General features: G+C 63.4%; 18 protein-coding genes. 15 read left to right on the top strand and 3 right to left on the bottom strand.

The window, feature by feature from the left end; all coding sequences use genetic code 11:
* Positions 1-68 precede the first annotated feature (68 nt).
* From BRAD3257_RS22465 to BRAD3257_RS22435, 7 genes are all read left to right on the top strand, one after another.
* Positions 69-824 carry an ABC transporter ATP-binding protein gene (locus tag BRAD3257_RS22465; protein WP_122403625.1) on the top strand — a complete coding sequence of 252 codons (756 nt, stop codon included), beginning with the start codon at positions 69-71 and terminating at the stop codon, positions 822-824.
* A complete protein-coding gene (locus BRAD3257_RS22460; protein WP_122403624.1) occupies positions 817-1563 on the top strand; it encodes an ABC transporter ATP-binding protein in 747 nt (248 codons plus the stop codon). Before BRAD3257_RS22465 ends, BRAD3257_RS22460 begins: the two co-directional genes overlap by 8 nt.
* 109 nt (positions 1564-1672) lie before the next feature.
* Positions 1673-2896: an ABC transporter substrate-binding protein gene (locus tag BRAD3257_RS22455; RefSeq protein WP_122403623.1), complete on the top strand. Its 1224-nt coding sequence runs from the start codon at positions 1673-1675 to the stop codon at positions 2894-2896.
* A gap of 73 nt (positions 2897-2969) precedes the next feature.
* A complete protein-coding gene (locus tag BRAD3257_RS22450; RefSeq protein ID WP_028178028.1) occupies positions 2970-3833 on the top strand; it encodes a branched-chain amino acid ABC transporter permease in 864 nt (287 codons plus the stop codon).
* A 1-nt stretch (position 3834) separates the two neighbouring features.
* A complete protein-coding gene (locus tag BRAD3257_RS22445) occupies positions 3835-4803 on the top strand; it encodes a branched-chain amino acid ABC transporter permease (protein ID WP_122403622.1) in 969 nt (322 codons plus the stop codon).
* Between the two features lie 156 nt (positions 4804-4959).
* Positions 4960-5604: a DUF47 domain-containing protein gene (locus tag BRAD3257_RS22440; protein ID WP_122403621.1), complete on the top strand. Its 645-nt coding sequence runs from the start codon at positions 4960-4962 to the stop codon at positions 5602-5604.
* Positions 5605-5615: 11 nt separating this feature from the next.
* Positions 5616-6623, top strand: a complete 1008-nt coding sequence (locus BRAD3257_RS22435) for an inorganic phosphate transporter (RefSeq protein WP_122403620.1) — start codon at positions 5616-5618, stop codon at positions 6621-6623.
* On the opposite strand, the gene sugE is transcribed toward BRAD3257_RS22435, so the two are convergent.
* Entirely contained in the window at positions 6616-6930 is a 315-nt protein-coding gene (sugE, locus tag BRAD3257_RS22430; protein WP_122403619.1) for a quaternary ammonium compound efflux SMR transporter SugE, read from the bottom strand. The two genes, BRAD3257_RS22435 and sugE, sit on opposite strands and share 8 nt — an antisense overlap.
* A gap of 170 nt (positions 6931-7100) precedes the next feature.
* Between sugE and BRAD3257_RS22425 the strand changes: the two genes are divergently transcribed.
* A complete protein-coding gene (locus BRAD3257_RS22425) occupies positions 7101-8723 on the top strand; it encodes a peptide chain release factor 3 (protein WP_122403618.1) in 1623 nt (540 codons plus the stop codon).
* 228 nt (positions 8724-8951) lie between these two features.
* Complete coding sequence (locus BRAD3257_RS22420) at positions 8952-9524, top strand: hypothetical protein (protein ID WP_122403617.1); 573 nt, start codon at positions 8952-8954, stop codon at positions 9522-9524.
* A gap of 48 nt (positions 9525-9572) precedes the next feature.
* Here BRAD3257_RS22420 and BRAD3257_RS22415 read toward each other — a convergent pair whose 3' ends face one another.
* On the bottom strand, positions 9573-10529 hold the full coding sequence (locus BRAD3257_RS22415; RefSeq protein ID WP_122403616.1) for a TIR domain-containing protein: 957 nt from the start codon (positions 10527-10529) through the stop codon (positions 9573-9575).
* Between the two features lie 136 nt (positions 10530-10665).
* Between BRAD3257_RS22415 and BRAD3257_RS22410 the strand changes: the two genes are divergently transcribed.
* The 6 genes from BRAD3257_RS22410 (at position 10666) to der (ending at position 16538) form a co-directional block, all read left to right on the top strand.
* A complete protein-coding gene (locus tag BRAD3257_RS22410; protein WP_122403615.1) occupies positions 10666-11316 on the top strand; it encodes a queuosine precursor transporter in 651 nt (216 codons plus the stop codon).
* A 65-nt stretch (positions 11317-11381) separates the two neighbouring features.
* The gene (locus BRAD3257_RS22405; RefSeq protein WP_122403614.1) at positions 11382-11966 is read left to right on the top strand and encodes an NnrU family protein; all 585 of its coding nucleotides are present in this window, start codon (positions 11382-11384) and stop codon (positions 11964-11966) included.
* A 139-nt stretch (positions 11967-12105) separates the two neighbouring features.
* The gene (locus BRAD3257_RS22400) at positions 12106-13698 is read left to right on the top strand and encodes a class I adenylate-forming enzyme family protein (RefSeq protein ID WP_122406717.1); all 1593 of its coding nucleotides are present in this window, start codon (positions 12106-12108) and stop codon (positions 13696-13698) included.
* Between the two features lie 169 nt (positions 13699-13867).
* Positions 13868-14521 (top strand): tetratricopeptide repeat protein, encoded by a 654-nt coding sequence (locus tag BRAD3257_RS22395; RefSeq protein ID WP_122403613.1) that lies wholly within the window; start codon positions 13868-13870, stop codon positions 14519-14521.
* Between the two features lie 32 nt (positions 14522-14553).
* Entirely contained in the window at positions 14554-15105 is a 552-nt protein-coding gene (locus BRAD3257_RS22390; protein ID WP_122403612.1) for a hypothetical protein, read from the top strand.
* Between the two features lie 50 nt (positions 15106-15155).
* Entirely contained in the window at positions 15156-16538 is a 1383-nt protein-coding gene (gene der / locus BRAD3257_RS22385) for a ribosome biogenesis GTPase Der (RefSeq protein ID WP_122403611.1), read from the top strand.
* 123 nt (positions 16539-16661) lie between these two features.
* Here der and BRAD3257_RS22380 read toward each other — a convergent pair whose 3' ends face one another.
* Complete coding sequence (locus BRAD3257_RS22380) at positions 16662-17885, bottom strand: ABC transporter substrate-binding protein (protein ID WP_122403610.1); 1224 nt, start codon at positions 17883-17885, stop codon at positions 16662-16664.
* Between the last annotated feature and the right edge of the window lie 27 nt (positions 17886-17912).

Genomic DNA, 17912 nt, shown 5'->3' with positions numbered 1-17912 from the left:
CCAAGGCCTCCGGACAGCCGAAGTAACAAGGATAGCCACGCGTCTCGCGCGGGCAGGGGGAAATCTGTTTGGCCAATGAGTTCATTCTCGAAACGGAAGGCTTGACCAAGGAGTTCGCGGGCTTCTTCGCCGTCCGCGACGTTGCGCTCAAGGTTCGCCGTGGGAGCATTCACGCATTGATCGGCCCGAACGGGGCCGGCAAGACGACCTGCTTCAATCTATTGACCAAGTTCCTCAAACCGTCTGCCGGAAAGATCCTGTACAAGGGGCAGGACATCACGGCGATGGCACCGGCCGATGTGGCCCGCATGGGTCTTGTGCGTTCGTTCCAGATTTCGGCGGTGTTTCCGCATCTCACCGCGCTGGAAAACGTCCGTGTCGCGCTTCAGCGCCAGCACGGCTCTTCGTTCGACTTCTGGCGCTCGAAGTCCGTGCTCAACCGCTTCAACGATCGCGCGCGCGAGCTGTTGAACGATGTCGGCCTCAGTGAGTTTGCCAATACGCCCGCGGTCGAGATGCCCTACGGGCGCAAGCGTGCACTCGAGATCGCAACCACGCTTGCGCTCGACCCTGAGATGATGCTGCTGGACGAGCCGATGGCCGGCATGGGTCACGAGGACATCGACAAGATCGCGGCGCTGATCAAGCGCATCTCCGCGAAATATACCATCCTGATGGTCGAGCATAATCTGAGCGTCGTCGCCAACCTCTCCGACATCATCACCGTGCTGACGCGCGGGCAGGTGCTCGCGCAGGGCCACTACTCCGAGCTCACCAAGGACGAGCGCGTCAAGGAAGCCTATCTGGGAGCCGGTCATGCCTGACACTGCAATCGCCGAGGCTCCGGCCAGGGCTGCGACCGGCGGCAACATCCTTCAAGTCCGCAATCTCGAATCCTGGTACGGCGAGTCCCACATCCTGCACGGGATCAACTTCGACGTGAACGCGGGCGAGGTCGTCACCCTGCTCGGGCGCAACGGCGCCGGCAAGACCACCACGCTGAAGTCGATCATGGGCATCATCGGCAAGCGCTCGGGCTCGGTGAAGTTCAACGACGAGGAGATCATCCGCGCGACCTCCGACAAGATCGCGCGCATGGGCATCGCGTTCTGCCCGGAAGAGCGGGGTATATTCTCCAGCCTCGACGTGCGGGAGAATCTGATGCTGCCGCCGGTCGTCCGCGCAGGCGGACTGCCGCTCGACCAGATCTTCGACCTGTTTCCAAACCTCAAGGAGCGGCTGTCCAGCCAGGGCACCAAGCTGTCGGGCGGAGAGCAGCAGATGCTCGCGATCGCGCGCATCCTGCGCACCGGCGCGAGCTTCCTGATGCTGGACGAGCCGACCGAGGGCCTTGCGCCCGTCATCATCCAGCAGATCGGCCACACCATTGCGCGGCTCAAGAAGGAGGGCTTCACCATTCTGCTGGTCGAGCAGAATTTCCGCTTCGCATCCACCGTTGCCGACCGCTACTACGTGGTCGAGCACGGCAAGATCATTGACGGATTTTCCAACGCGGAGCTTGCCACCAACATGGACAAGCTCCACACCTATTTGGGTGTCTAGTGCATGATCAGGACCCTGAGGGCCGCGCTATCACAAATGGTGCGGTTTCCGACAAGATCATGCTCAAACTGAAGAACTGCCAACGAGAAAATTCAAAAAGGAAAGTTGCATGAACACCAGGTCGATTGCGTCATTGCTGCTGACCACCGCGCTCACGTTCGCCGCTGCAGGCGTCGCGTCCGCGCAGGACAAGACCGTGAAGATCGGCGCGCTGTCCGATCAGTCCGGCCTCTATGCCGATCTCGGCGGCCCCGGCTCGACGCTCGCCGCGCAAATGGCCGTTGAGGATTCCGGCCTGGCCGCGAAGGGCTGGAAGATCGACATCATCTCGGGCGATCACCAGAACAAGCCCGATATCGGCACCGCGATCGCGCGGCAGTGGTTCGACGTCGACAAGGTCGACATCATCGTCGACGTGCCGAACTCGGGCGTCGCGCTCGCCGTCAACAACGTCATCAAGGAAAAGAACGGCGTCTACATCAACTCCGGCGCCGCGACATCGGACCTCACCAACGCGCAGTGCTCGCCCAACACCGTGCACTGGACTTACGACACCTACATGCTGGCCCACACCACCGGCCAAGCCCTGGTCAAGGCCGGCGGCGACACCTGGTTCTTCCTGACCGCGGACTACGCCTTCGGTGCCGCGCTCGAGCGCGACACCAGCGCGGTCGTCACCGCCAACGGCGGCAAGGTGGTGGGCGGCGTCAAGCATCCGCTGAACACGCCGGATTTCTCCTCCTTCCTGCTCCAGGCGCAGGCGTCCAAGGCCAAGATCATCGGTCTTGCCAATGCCGGCGGCGACACCACCAACACCATCAAGCAGGCGGCCGAGTTCGGCATCGGCAAAGGCGGCCAGAAGCTCGCGGCGCTGCTGCTCTTCCTCACCGACGTCAAGGCGATCGGGCTGGAGACGGCGCAGGGCCTCAACTTCACCGAGACCTTCTACTGGGACATGAACGACCAGACCCGCGCGTTCTCGAAGCGTTTCGCCGCGAAGATGAAGAACAATGCGCCGCCGACCATGGTGCAGGCGGGCGTCTATGCCGGCGTGCGTCACTACCTCAAGGCTCTCGAAGCACTCGGCGGCAATCCGCATGACGGCGTCAAGATCGTCGAGAAGATGAAGTCGATGCCGACCGAGGACGATCTGTTCGGCAAGGGCGAGATCCAGCCCAACGGCCGCACCATCCACAGCGCCTATCTGTTCGAGGTGAAGAAGCCCTCCGAGTCCAAGGGACCGTGGGACTTCTACAAGCTGGTCGGCACGGTGCCGGGCGACCAGGCTTTCACCCCGCTGTCCGAGAGCAAGTGCGCGCTGCTCAAGAAGTAAGATAACGGCCCGCAGGCCATCGAGCCTGCGGGCGACTTTCACGGGAACGCCGAAGGGACCGGGTGCGGGATCGATGCAGGCTCTTTACGCTCAGCTACTGGTGGGACTGATCAACGGCTCGTTCTACGCGCTGCTCAGTCTCGGGCTTGCCGTGATCTTCGGCATGCTCAACATCATCAATTTCGCCCATGGCGCGCTCTACATGATGGGCGCCTTCGTGGCCTATTTCCTGCTGAACCTCGGCGGCATCAACTACTGGTGGGCGCTGCTGCTGGCGCCGATCATCGTCGGCATCTTCGGCATGATCCTGGAACGGACCATGCTGCAATGGCTGACCGGGCTCGACCATCTCTACGGCCTGCTGCTGACCTTCGGCATCGCGCTGATCGTGCAGGGCGTGTTCCAGAACTACTTCGGCTCCTCGGGCCTGCCTTACGCCATTCCGGACCAGCTCAAGGGCGGCATGAATCTCGGCTTCATGTTCTTGCCCGTCTACCGCGGCTGGGTCGTCGTGTTTTCGCTGGTGGTGTGTCTTGCCACCTGGTTCCTGATCGAGAAGACGCAGCTCGGCGCCTACTTGCGCGCCGCCACCGAAAACCCCACGCTGGTCCGCGCCTTCGGCATCAACGTGCCGCGCATGATCACGCTGACCTATGGTCTCGGCGTCGGCCTCGCCGCGCTCGCAGGCGTGCTCTCGGCGCCAATCAACCAGGTCCGGCCGCTGATGGGCGCCGACCTCATCATCGTCGTGTTCGCGGTGGTGGTGATCGGCGGCATGGGTTCGATCATGGGCTCCATCATCACCGGCTTCGCGCTCGGCGTGATCGAGGGTCTGACCAAGTATTTCTACCCCGAGGCCTCCAATACCGTCGTGTTCGTACTGATGGTGCTGGTGCTCCTGGTGAAGCCAACGGGATTGACGGGAAGAGCGGCCTGATATGACAACCCTGACGGACGATACGCTGCCTGCAAGCCCGCGTGCGATGCGCGACGAGATGATTGTGTTCGTGGTGATGGCGCTGCTCTTGGCGTCTGTCCCGTTCACGGGAGTCTATCCGTTCTTCGTGATGCAGGCGCTGTGCTTTGCGCTGCTCGCCTGCGCCTTCAACCTCTTGGTCGGCTATGGCGGCCTGCTGTCGTTCGGCCATGCAATGTTCTTGGGGACGGCCGGCTATTGCAGCGCGCACGCGCTCAAAGTGTGGGGACTGCCGCCGGAGCTCGGCATTCTCGTCGGCGTCGCCGCGGCGTTCGGCCTGTCGGTCATCACCGGTTACATCTCGATCCGCCGCCAGGGCATTTATTTCTCGATGATCACGCTGGCGCTGTCGCAGCTGCTGTACTTCATCTACCTCCAGGCACCGTTCACCCATGGTGAGGACGGCATCCAGGGCATTCCGCAGGGGCACATGTTCGGCGTGCTCGATCTCTCGAATGCGACGGTGCTGTACTATGTCGTGCTGGCCGGCTTCCTCGCTGGCTTCCTGTTGATCTTCCGCATCATCAACTCGCCGTTCGGCGAAGTCCTGAAGTCGATCCGCGAGAACGAGCAGCGGGCGATTTCGCTCGGCTATCGCACCGACCAGTACAAGTTCCTGGCCTTCATCCTCTCAGGGACTCTGGCCGGCTTTGCCGGATCGCTGAAGGTGTTCGTGGCGCAAAATGCCTCGCTCACCGACGTGCATTGGTCGATGTCGGGCGAAGTCGTGCTGATGACGCTGGTGGGCGGTCTCGGCACCATTTTCGGCCCCGTGGTCGGCGCCTTCGTGATCATCGCCATGCAGCAGTATCTGGCGGGCTTCGGCCAGTGGGTCACGGTGATCCAGGGCGCGATCTTCGTGATCTGCGTGCTCACCTTCCGCCGCGGCGTCATCGGCGAAATCGCGCATTACTTCCGAAGATCGCTCTAAGTAATTGATTTTAAACAGAGTTACCGACCGCTTGAAAGCGGTGGATGATCCGGCTCCGCGGGCGCGAGATGACACGCGCGCGGATCGAAAATGGTCTATGACAGTTTCGTGACGGCCCCTTCGGGCCTGGCCATTTCCAACCGGTAGCCTGTCCCCATGATGCGATGGTTTCGTGCGTTCCTGCCCAAGGAAGAACGGTTCTTCGACCTGTTCGACCGGCATGCCCAGACGGTGATCCAAGGGGCGATCGCGCTCCAGGGCATGCTCAATGGCGGCGAGGAGACGCCGGTCTATTGCCAGCGCGTCAATCAGTTCGAGAACGACGCGGACAACATCACCCGTGAGGTGCTGACGGCGGTGCGCCGCACCTTCATCACCCCGTTCGACCGCGGCGACATCAAGAACCTGATCACGTCGATGGACGATGCCATCGATCAGATGCAGCAGACGGCCAAGGCAGTGATGCTGTTCGAGGTTCGCGCCTTCGAGCCGCCCATGCGCGAGATCGGCGGGCTCCTGATCGAATGCGCCAATCTGGTCGGGCGTGCGCTGCCGCTGATGCAATCGATCGGCCCGAACGTCGCCATGCTGACCGCCATCACCGAAGAGCTCGGCAAGCTGGAGGGCCGGGTCGACGATCTTCACGACATCGGCCTGAAGGAGCTGTTCCTCAAGCACCGCGAGGGGAATGCGATGGACTTCATCGTTGGCGTCGAGATCTACGACCACCTGGAGAAGGTGGCCGATCGCTTCGACGACGTCGCGAACGAGATCAACAGCATCGTCATCGAGCAAGTGTAGGCGGGGCTGCCGTGGATGCTGCGTTGGGTGTTCCCGTCCTGGTCGGACTGATCGCCGTCGCGCTGCTGTTCGACTTCCTGAACGGCCTGCACGACGCCGCCAATTCGATCGCGACCATCGTCTCGACCCGCGTGCTGCGGCCGCAATTCGCGGTATTCTGGGCCGCTTTCTTCAATTTCGTCGCCTTCATGGTGTTCGGCCTGCACGTCGCCCAGACCATCGGCACGGGCATCATCGATCCCTCGATCGTCGATGCCCAGGTGATCTTCGCGGCGCTCGTCGGCGCCATCGTCTGGAACCTCGTGACCTGGGCGCTCGGCATTCCTTCTTCATCCTCGCACGCGCTGATCGGAGGCCTCGTCGGCGGCGGCATGGCCAAGGCGGGGATTTCGGCCGCGGTGTGGAGCGGGCTGTCCAAGACGGTGCTGGCGATCGTATTGTCGCCGCTGGTCGGCTTTCTGCTCGCGATGATGCTGGTCGCGATCGTGTCCTGGGCCTCGGTGCGTTCGACGCCGTTCGCGGTCGATCGCGCGTTCCGCATTCTGCAATTCGCCTCCGCCTCGCTCTATTCGCTCGGCCATGGCGGCAACGACGCGCAGAAGACCATGGGCATCATCGCGGTGCTGCTCTATTCGCAAGGCCATCTCGGCAGCGAGTTCTCGGTGCCGTTTTGGGTCGTGCTGTCCTGCCAGGCGGCGATGGCGTTGGGCACGCTGATGGGTGGCTGGCGCATCGTCCGCACGATGGGCCTGCGCATCACGAAATTGACGCCGATGCAGGGCTTTTGCGCCGAGACGGGGGGTGCCGCGACCCTGTTCATGGCGACTTATCTCGGGGTTCCCGTCTCGACCACCCACACCATCACCGGCGCCATCGTCGGCGTCGGCGCGGCCCGCCGCGTCTCGGCAGTGCGCTGGAACGTCGCCAGCTCGATCGTCTGTGCCTGGGTGATCACGATCCCGGCCTCGGCCATCGTCGCCGCGCTGACCTGGTGGGTGGTTCAGATCTTCGTCAGGTAACGAGCTTCAGCCCGGCAATCCCGGCGACGATCAGGGAGATGCTGGCAAGACGGAAGGCCGTTGCCGGCTCGCCGAACAGGACGATGCCGAGCGTCGCAGTGCCGACCGCGCCGATGCCGGTCCAGACCGCATAGGCGGTTCCGACGGGAAGTGATTTGAGCGCAAGCCCGAGCAGGATGACGCTGCCGGCCATGGCCGCCAGCGTGATGACGGACGGAACGAGCCTGGTGAAGCCCTCGGTGTATTTCAAGCCGATCGCCCAGGTGATCTCGAGAAGACCGGCGACAAACAGGATGCTCCAGGCCACGACGACCCTCCATTTCAGCAGGGTCGTCCCCGCGGCTGACGTGCTGATGGATAGGGAGGCCGTCCTCCCCAAGACTGATATCCAAGCGCCGATATGGGGCTGGCCGAAGGCCTGTGCAATCACCAAATGAGGCTTGATCAGGCCCGTTTTCCCTGCCACACGCTCCCGCCATGTCCGACATCGCCACAACCACAGCCGAATCGCCGGCCCGTTCCCCGCTTGCCGCTGAAGTGGCGCGGCGGCGGACCTTCGCGATCATCTCCCACCCCGACGCCGGCAAGACCACGCTGACCGAAAAGCTGCTGCTGTTCGGCGGCGCCATCAACCTCGCCGGCCAGGTCAAGGCCAAGGGCGAGCGGCGCAATACGCGCTCGGACTGGATGAAGATCGAGCGCGAACGCGGCATCTCGGTCGTCACTTCGGTGATGACCTTCGAGTTCGAAGGTCTCGTGTTCAACCTCCTGGACACGCCGGGCCACGAGGACTTTTCGGAAGACACTTATCGCACGCTCACCGCGGTAGATTCCGCGGTGATGGTGATCGACGCCGCCAAGGGCATCGAGGCGCGCACCCGAAAACTGTTCGAGGTGTGCCGCCTGCGCGATATCCCGATCATCACCTTCATCAACAAGATGGACCGCGAGAGCCGGGATGTGTTCGAGCTGCTCGACGAGATCGAGAAGACGCTGGCGCTCGACACCACGCCGATGACCTGGCCGGTCGGGCGCGGCCGGGATTTCCTCGGCACCTATGACGTCGTCAATGGCGGCGTGCGCCTGCTCGAAGGCGGCGGCGCCAAGACCGGCGCGGCGCTTGAGATCGAGATCGAAGAGCTCGCCAAGCTCAACGCCAATCTGGACGTCACTGCCGTGAAGGACGAGCTCGAGCTCGTCACCGCAGCGTCAAAGCCGTTCGAGCTCGAGGCGTTTCGCGAGGGCCATCTGACGCCGGTCTATTTTGGCAGCGCGCTGCGCAATTTCGGCGTCGGCGATCTCCTGGAAGGCCTCGGCAAGTTCGCGCCCGAGCCGCGCGCGCAGGACAGCGACCAGCGCAAGGTCGAGGCGACCGATCCCCGCATGAGCGCGTTCGTGTTCAAGATCCAGGCCAACATGGATCCGAACCACCGCGACCGCATCGCTTTCGCGCGGCTCTGCTCCGGCAAGCTCAGTCGCGGCATGAAGGCCAAGCTGGTGCGCACCGGCAAGAGCATGCCGCTGTCGAGCCCGCAATTCTTCTTCGCGCAGGATCGCTCGGTGGCGGACGAAGCCTTCGCCGGCGACGTCGTCGGCATTCCCAACCACGGCACGCTGCGCATCGGCGACACGCTGACGGAAGGCGAGGATTTCAACTTCGTGGGCGTGCCGAGCTTTGCGCCGGAAATCGTCCGCCGCGTCCGTCTGACCGACGCGATGAAGGCGAAGAAGCTGAAGGAAGCGCTTCAGCAGATGTCGGAAGAGGGCGTGGTGCAGGTGTTCCGTCCGCGCGACGGCGCGCCGGCGCTGGTCGGCGTGGTCGGCGCGCTCCAGCTCGACGTGCTCAAGGCGCGGCTCGAGGCGGAATATTCGCTCCCGGTGGAGTTCGAGGTCAGCGAGTTCCAGCTGGCGCGCTGGGTCTCCTCCGAGGACCGCAAGAAGCTCGACAGCTTCATCGCCGCCAACACCTCCAGCATCGCGGACGATGTGGATGGCGATCCCGTGTATCTCGCCAGGAACGAGTTCTACCTCGGCTACACCAGGGAGCGCGCCGAGGGCATCGAGTTCACCAACGTCAAGGACGTCAAGAAGAAGGGGTAGGGTGCGTTCCCCCTGGGGCAGCTGCACCCAGCTGTCATGCGCCGGCTTGACCGGCGCGTCCAGTACGCTGCAGCCTCTCGATTCAATTACAAGCGCCTCGGAGTAGGGGTCGCCCGGTCAAGCCGGGCGACGACAGTTGCCCTGAACGCGAGCACGTGAATTGCGATAGGCTTGACCTTGTTGGAGGCAGCGCCACGTTCCATTTGTATCACGTTGTGAGCTCGCTCCATGTGGCGCGTCATCCTTGTTGCTCTCCTGCCGGCGACGACGCTCGCCGCCGAAGCGCGGCCCCGGCAGATCAATCCGATCCCGTTCTCGCATGAGTCGTGTAGCGTGCTCGACGGCCGGCCCTGCACGCCATCTTATTGCAGCCCGCTCGAGCCCGGCCCCTGTATTCCCGAGATGGACTATCCTTACGGCCAGAACCTCCAGCTCACGATCGAAAGCGTGCCGTCCGATGCCGACCGCGCCAAATACCGGAAGCCAGATCACGATCTCGACACGATCGGCGATCTCTTTGCCGAGCTGCGCAGCTGCTGGTCGCCGCCATCGAATAATGCGCGCGCGGGCATGCAGATGTCGGTGCGGTTCAGCCTCAACCGATCGGGTGGCCTGATCGGCCCACCGCGCATGACATTTGCGACCGCGGGCGTTCCCGTAGACACCCGCACGACCTATCTCAACGCGATCAATTCATCGCTGAAGGCTTGCTTGCCGCTGAAGTTGACCGCCGGGTTTGCCGGCGCGCTGGCCGGCCGACCCATCGCGATCCGTTATGTCGACAATCGGCACCCAAACTGACCCGCTGTCGGGTTTAGCCCAGCGGCAAGGCCACCGTGAGAGGTCTTGTCAGTTCAGCAGATTCCATTTGTGAAGTTTGAGTGCGATGGTGGCTTCGAGGTCTTCGATCCTGTCGAATTCCTCATAGGTGACCCCGTTGAGATCCGATGGCAGTTTCAACGGTTTCTTCAGCAGGATAGCGACTCGGTCGAACGCTCGGAATTTGGCGAATAGCAACCCCATCTCGAAGATGACGTTCTCACGTGCCCGTGCAGCACATTGGTCGTTGGATTTTGCCAGGCGTCCCTCGTCGTCGGGCGTGGCAAGGATGAAGCCTGCTTTGCAAGTTCGGATGAGGTCTTCCAAGGCTGCCAAGATCGTCGTTGCGTTCTTGTCTTCCCGCGCCAGCACCTTGGGAGTGACCTTCCTGTCCCGAAGGATGTCCTCGAGCGCCTTCCGGCTGACGTTGTCTCGGCCATGCACGATGAAGACGTTCCGATCGATCTGGAGCTCCGGGTGAGGTGTATGAAGGGCGAGTGCCAAGATGTCAGTATAGGCCTCTAGTACGCGTTTATCCTCGGCAGAAAATGCCTTCGCCGGATCGTTGTTATGGAAGCAGGCGACGCCAAATGGTCTTTGACCTTGTCCCAATTTGATTGGAAAGCAAACCATGTTCTGGATTGGGCTTTCGCCGTAGAACTCACCTCCTTCGGTCCGTGAAAACGTGGTCGGCATACCCGTTCTAAAGCATACTCCAGCAGTTGTACCGTAGTAGCCCAACGCGGACGGAAAGCTGGCACGTTCTTGCGGATCCAATAGGCGATCGCGAAAGAGAAAATCGCCTTCGTTGAATAGCACAAGCCGCTTTGTCCTTTGATGGTTGATCAGCACCGATCCGGCATCGGCTGCCGGGCTGATCGCAATCGCCGTTTGCAGGAATTCTACAATGATTGCTTCCTGCGAACGGCCGTGGGAAGCACGAAGGAAATCCAATATTCTGACGTCAAAACTGATTTTGTCGGCCATAATCAACGGTCCGGTCGTTATGCAATGCCCGGATCATATTCCGCCGGATGTCTAATTCAACAAGAAGTTGTTTTTGGGAGTTTGGGCCCGTAGCCTTGACCTATCAACGCCAGACCGCCCCGGGGGCCGTGAGCCGATGGATGCCAGGATCAGCTATTTTCTATTTCTGCTCACACTCCATTCCTCGCTGCTGATCACCAGCACGATCGCGGGCTCAAAGCTGTTCGCCCTGCCTTTCGGCCTGGACGCCAGCGCGACCGTGTTCAGCTATCTCTTGACATTCATCATTCTCGACACGATCGCGGAATTGTTCGGCAGGGAGTATTCCAGGCGGGTGATCAATCTCGGCCTGGTCAGCATGGCCTTGTCCGCCGCCTATTTCGAGTTTGCCGCCTATCTCCCGGCGGCTTCGGGCTGGCACCACCAGCAGGATTTCGAAACGGTCGTCAGCTCCTCGGTTCGAATCTGGATCGGAGGCTGGATCGCCTACATGGTCAGTCAACACTTCGACCTGTCGTTCTTCCTCCTGCTGCGCAAGACGGCGTTCGGCAGGAGGTCCGTGGTGCTGTCGGCCTGGCTTAGCCTGATGTTGGCTCAGCTGCTGGACACCGTCATATTCGTGTCGATCGCGTTCTACGGTACCGGCGTCGTCCTGCCGACGATCGTTGGCCAGTACATGATCAAGCTGCTCTTCTCCACGGTTGCCGCGCCTCTGGTGAAGTTGAGCATCGCGATGGGACGAGACTGGATCGAAGCCCGAAGCGGAAAGCTGGTTGAGAAGGACTGACGCATTGCGCTTCGCTGGGTGAAGATGATACCTGATGGAGCACGGGTCTTACGCAAGGGGATGTCGTGGGTCTGCTGGTCATGGTCCTGGGGCTGGTGCTGTTCTTCGCGGCCCATATTTTCACGACGAAACGCGAGGCGCGCGCGCAGGCGATCGCGAAGCTGGGCGAGGGGACCTACAAGATCCTCTATTCGCTGGTCTCGCTGGCGGGCCTCGCTTTGATCATTTGGGGCTTTGCCCACTACCGCAGCTCCGGCTGGATCGACGTCTGGTATCCGCCGAAGGCGATGAAGCACGTCACGCTCGCGCTGATGCTGCCCGCCGTCATCCTGGTGGTGGCGTCATATTTGCGCGGCCGTATTTATGCGACGCTGAAGCATCCGATGTTGGCCGGCATCAAGTTGTGGGCGGCGGCGCATCTGCTCGCCAACGGTGATCTCGGCTCGATCATCCTGTTCGGCTCGTTCCTCGCCTGGGCGGTGTATGACCGCATTACGCTCAAGCATCGCACCGACGCCGGCGGCCCGCCGATCCCGGTGGGCGGCGTCACCAACGATCTGATCGCGGTCGGGGTCGGGGTCGTTGCTTATCTGGCGCTGGCCTTTGCGTTCCATCCCGTCGTGATCGGTGTTCCCGTCGTGGGCGTGTAGCGCATGATCCGTTAGCGCAAAGTGTGGAGCGGTTTTCCGACGAGATCATGCGCCAAAGGTGAAGACAGCCGGTCAGCGCAAGACAGCTCCGCCTGCGCATGCGCGGAAGCTGACGAAGCAACAAGGTCAGGGCATTCCGATGGACTGGTCGCAATCTCAGATTCCGCCGATGCGGCTCGAGGCGCGCTTTGGCGACCGGGTGGTGCCGGCGTTCTGCGACCGGCCGGCGAGTCTCTGGGCGATGATCGCCAATGCCCGCGCCCGCAATCCCGACGGTGAAGCGCTGATCGCAGGCAATATCCGCCTGAGCTGGCAGCAGGCCGTGGAGCAGGCCGCACGGATCGCAGCTGGATTTCGCAAGCTCGGATTGCAGCGCGGCGACCGCGTCGCCATCCTGCTCGGCAACCGCATCGAATTTCCGCTGCTGCTGTTTGCCGCCGCGCATGAAGGGCTGGTCACCGTGCTGCTCAGCACGCGCCAGCAGAAGCCGGAAATCGCTTATGTGCTGACCGATTGCGGCGCAAAGATCCTGATCCACGAAGCCGCCCTCGCCGAGCGGCTGCCCGATGCGCCGGATTTGCCCGATCTGATCCACCGTATTGCTATCGACGATGATCCGGCTCTGTCGCGGTTCGCAGTGCTCGCCGACAACTCGCCGGCGCCTGCGCCGGTCGAGGTAGGGGAGGAGGACACCGCGATGATTCTCTACACCTCGGGGACGACGGGCAAGCCGAAGGGCGCGATGCTGGCCCATTGCAACATCGTGCACTCCTCGATGGTGTTCGAGTCCTGTCTGCAGTTGGCGGAAACCGATCGCTCGATCGCGGCGGTGCCGCTCGGCCATGTCACCGGGGTCGTCGCCAACATCACGACCATGGTCCGCTGCGGCGGCGCGCTGATCATCATGCCGGAGTTTAGGGCGGCCGACTATCTCAAGCTCGCCGCGCGCGAGCGCGTCACCTACACCGTGATGGTGCCGGCGATGTACAATCTCTGCCTGCTCCAGCCCGATTTCGACAGCTACGATCTGTCGAGTTGGCGCATCGGCGGCTTTGGCGGCGCGCCGATGCCGGTCGCGACCATCGAGAAGCTGAAGGCGAAGATTCCCGGACTGAAGCTGATGAACTGCTACGGCGCGACCGAGACGACGTCGCCCTCGACCATCATGCCGGGCGAGCTGACGAAGATCCACATCGACAGCGTCGGCCTGCCGTGCCCCGGCGCGCGCATTGTCGCGATGGGGGCGGACGGGCGCGAGCTGCCGCGCGGCGAAATCGGCGAGCTCTGGATCCATGGCGCCTCAGTGATCAAGGGGTACTGGAAGAATCCGAAAGCCACGGCCGAAAGCTTCACGGGCGGCTTCTGGCACTCGGGCGATCTCGGCTCGGTGGATGCGGACGGATTTATCCGCGTGTTCGACCGGCAGAAGGACATGATCAATCGCGGCGGCCTGAAGATCTATTCGGCCGAGGTCGAATCCGTGCTGGCCGGCCATCCCGCCGTGGTGGAGAGCGCGATCATCGCCAAGGCCTGCCCGGTGCTGGGCGAGCGCGTCCACGCCGTGGTGGTGACGCGCGCACCCGTTGCCGACGCGGATTTGCGCGCCTGGTGCGCCGAGCGGCTGTCCGACTACAAGGTGCCCGAAACCATGGCGATCACATCAGAGCCGCTGCCACGCAATGCCAATGGCAAGGTGCTGAAGCGGCAGCTGCGGGAACTGCTCGGCAGCTGAGCCGGGCAGGCGGTTCTCCCAGGGCCTTCCCGGGTGGTTAACGCCTTGATCGGGCTCGCTTTGCCTTGCCACCGCCATATCGTTAGGGTACCTCGCCGCCACGTGGGGACGGGATTTCTGACGCGAACGCTTCCGCGCGCGTACCCGGACGGGCATGGGATTAGCATAAGTGTCTGAATTATTTGACGAAGTCGACGAGGAAGTACGTCGCGAACAGCTCAAGAAGCTGTGGGACAAGTATTCGATCTACTTCATCGCCCTGATGGTGCTGGTCGTGGCCGCCGTCGGCGGCTGGCGCGCCTACCAGTATTTCGAGGCCAAGAAGGCGGCCGAGGCCGGTGCCGCCTTCGAGAAGGCGGTCGAGCTGTCCGAGCAGGCCAAGCACGAGGACGCCGAGAAGGCCTTCACCGAGCTCGCCGCCAAGGCTCCGTCCGGCTATCGCACCCTGGCGCGGCTGCGTGCTGCGGCCGAGGCCGCGAGCCGCGATCCCAAGGCCGCCGCGAAGATGTATGACGACATTGCCGCCGATCGCAGCGTTGGTGGCGAGTGGCAGGATCTGGCGAAGATCCGGGCCGGCGGCCTGCTGCTCGACAGCGCCAGCTACGCCGACATGCAGCAGCGGCTGGAAGCCTCCACCGCGCCCAAGTCGACCTTCCGCCACAGCGCTCGCGAGATGCTGGCGCTGTCGGCCTGGCGCAACAACGACATGACCGCAGCCCGCAAATGGCTCGACGCGATTGAAGGCGACGGCGAAACGCCGCCCGGCCTGCGCTCGCGCGCCGAGGCGCTCCAGGCCCTGTTGCCGCCCGTTGCCAAGAGCTGACGACGGTCCTCTGACGCAAGACGAGACACAAGATGCGCCGCACGCCACGCTTGATCGCAGCCGCCATCCTGATCGCCTTCACGGGCGTCCTGGGCGGCTGCTCGAGCTTCGATCCAAGCGATATGCTCGACTTCCTCGACACCAAGAAGAAGCTGCCGGGCGAGCGCAAGCCGGTCTTTCCGGAAGGCGTGCCGGGCCTCGAACAGGGTGTCCCGAAGGAGATGTACAAGGGCGCGCAGCAGCAGCAGGACGCGAATGCGCCGGCCGTCGCGGCCTTGCCTGCGGAGCCGCCGCCCGAGCCGGCCAAGCCGGCAAAGGGGAGCAAGGCGAAGCGCACCAAGCAGCCCGCCGCCGCGGCAGCAGCACCGGCTGAGGCGCCTGCCGGCGAGGTCGACGGCGAGGCTCAGCCGGAGGCCGCACCAGCTACGGCCGCTCCGCCGCCCAAGCACAAGATCGTCCGCAAGCGCACCACCGCGCCGGCGCCGGATCAGCCCGCCCAGCAGGCGCAACCGGCCCAGACCACCCAGCAGCAATCGCAGAGCGCTTTCCCGGCGCCGCTGCCGAGCGGCGGCTTCTCGCGCTGATATCCCTCATTGCATTGACAGGCGCAGCCCCGGCAGCGCACGAATGACCGATGTCCTTCACGATCGCCATCATCGGCCGGCCCAATGTCGGCAAATCGACGCTGTTCAACCGCCTGGTTGGACAGAAGCTCGCGCTCGTCGATGACCTGCCGGGTGTCACCCGCGACCGCCGCGAAGGCGAGGCCAGGCTCGGCGACCTCCAGTTCACCATCATCGATACCGCCGGCCTCGACGAGGGCGCCAGGGGCTCGCTGACTGCGCGCATGCAGGAGCAGACCGAGACCGCGATCGCGCAAGCCGACGCGCTGTTCTTCGTCATCGACGCCCGCATCGGTCTCACGCCCACCGATCGCGCCTTCGCCGATTTCGCCCGCAAGGCCAACAAGCCGGTGCTGCTCATCGCCAACAAGAGCGAGGGCAAGCATGGCGATGCCGGTGCGATGGAAGCGTTCGCCCTCGGCCTCGGCGATCCCATCCAGATCTCGGCCGAGCATGGCGAGGGCATGGGCGAGCTCTATGACGCGCTCAGCAGGCTGATGCCGGAGCCCGCCGAGAACGATGAGGCCGAGGACGACGAACCGCTCTCCGAGGAGGAGGCCGCGACCCGCCCGATCCGTGTCGCCATCGTCGGCCGGCCCAATGCCGGCAAGTCGACGCTGATCAATCACCTGCTCGGCGAGGAGCGCCTGCTGACCAGCCCCGAGGCCGGCACCACGCGCGATTCCATCGCGGTGGAGATCAACTGGAAGGGCCGCGATTTCCGCGTGTTCGATACCGCCGGCCTGCGCCGGCGCTCGCGGATCGAGGAGAAGCTGGAAAAGCTCTCCGTCGCCGATGCGCTGCGCGCGGTGCGCTTTGCCGAAGTCGTCGTGCTGATGATGGATTCGCAGAACCGCTTCGAGGAGCAGGATCTGCGCATCGCCGATCTGATCGAGCGCGAGGGAAGGGCGGTCGTGCTCGCGGTCAACAAATGGGATCTGATGGAGACCAAGGGCGGCGGCGCCATCTCGGGCCTGCGCCGCGATGCCGACCATTGGCTGCCGCAGCTCAAGGGCGTGCCGATCGTCGCCGTCTCGGGCCTGATGGGTGAGGGCATCGACCGCCTGATGCAGGCGATCCAGGACGCCTACGCTGTCTGGAACAGGCGCGTGCCGACCTCGGCGCTCAATCGCTGGTTCGAGCAGGCCATCCAGGCCAATCCGCCGCCGGCGGTGTCCGGCCGCAGGCTGAAGCTGAACTATATCACGCAGAACAAGGCGCGCCCGCCGAGCTTCGTGCTGTTCTGCTCGCGCGCGGACGCGGTGCCGCAATCCTACTTGCGCTACCTCACCAACTCCATGCGCGAGACCTTCGATCTGCCGGGCACGCCCGTGCGCATCACCTTGCGCGAGAAGGCCAATCCCTTCGCGCACAAGCGCAAGCGGCCGTCGTGAGCGAACAGGCGGCGAGGCGATAGGCCTGAAACGTCGATGCCCGGGCCTTTGCCGCGCCGAAGCGGTTTCGGCCGCGCAGGCGGGACAAGCCCGGGCATGACGGAATGCCCGACCGCTACGGGGTCACTTCTTCACCAGCGGACACTCGCTGTCCTTGAGCGGCCTGGCGGCATCTTCCGCCGGGATGTTGGCAACCAGCTTGTAATAGTCCCACGGTCCCTTCGACTCCTCCGGCTTCTTCACCTCGAACAGATAGGCCGGGATGATGCGGCGGCCGTCCTCGCGGAGCGGGCCCTTGCCGAACAGCGGATCGTCAGTCGGGATTTCCTTCATTCTGGCGACGACTTTGGCGCCGTCATGCGGATTGCCGCCGAGCGCTTCGAGCGCCTTGAGGTAGTGGATCACGCCGGCATAGTTGCCGGCCTGGGTCATCGACGGCATCGCGTGGTTGCTCACCTTCTCCTGGAAGCGCTTGGACCAGGCACGGGTGCCATCGTTGAGATCCCAGTAGAAGGACTCCGTGAAGGTCAGGCCGTGCGCGGTCTTGAGGCCGAGCGAGTGAACGTCGTTGATGAAGAGCAGCAGCGCCGCGAGCTTCTGGCCGCCTTCGACGATGCCGAACTCGGCCGCCTGCTTGATCGAATTGGTGGTGTCGCCGCCGGCATTGGCAAGCCCGACGATCTTCGCCTTGGAGTTCTGCGCCTGGAGCAGGAAGGACGAGAAGTCCGAGGTGTTGAGCGGGTGCTTGACGCCACCCAGCACCTTGCCGCCGTTTGCGGTGACAACGGCACTCGTGTCGCGCTCGAGCGCGGCGCCGAAGGCGTAGTCGGCGGTCAGGAAGAACCAGGTGCCACCGCCGGCTTTCGTCAGCGCCTTGCCGGTGCCGTTAGCCAGCATGTAGGTGTCATAGGTGTAGGAGATGGTGTTGGCGTTGCAGGCCTTGCCGGTGAGGTCGGCGGTGGCGCCGCCATTGTTGAGCAGGACCACGTTCTTTTCCTTGGCGACATTGCTGACCGCCAGCGCCACGCCGGAGTTCGGCGTGTCGGTGATCATGTCGACCTTCTGGGTGTCGATCCACTGCCGCGCAATGTTGACGCCGACATCAGGCTTGTTCTGGTGGTCGCCGCTGAGGACTTCAATTTTCCAGCCTTTGGCCAGCAGGCCCGAATCCTCGACCGCCATCTTGACCGCCGCCACGGAGCCGGGACCGCCGATATCGGCGTAGAGGCTGGACATGTCGTTGAGCACGCCGATCGTGACGGTCTTGTCCTGAGCGTAGGCGGATGATGCAAAACCGAAAGCGGCGCAAGCCAGAAGGGCCGCGGAGCGGCGCGCGAACGTCGTCATGAAAGGTCTCCTCCATTGTCAAATATT

The organism is Bradyrhizobium vignae (genome assembly GCF_900324035.1).
GTDB lineage: Bacteria > Pseudomonadota > Alphaproteobacteria > Rhizobiales > Xanthobacteraceae > Bradyrhizobium > Bradyrhizobium vignae.
This window is presented reverse-complemented; position numbering and strand designations above follow the sequence as displayed.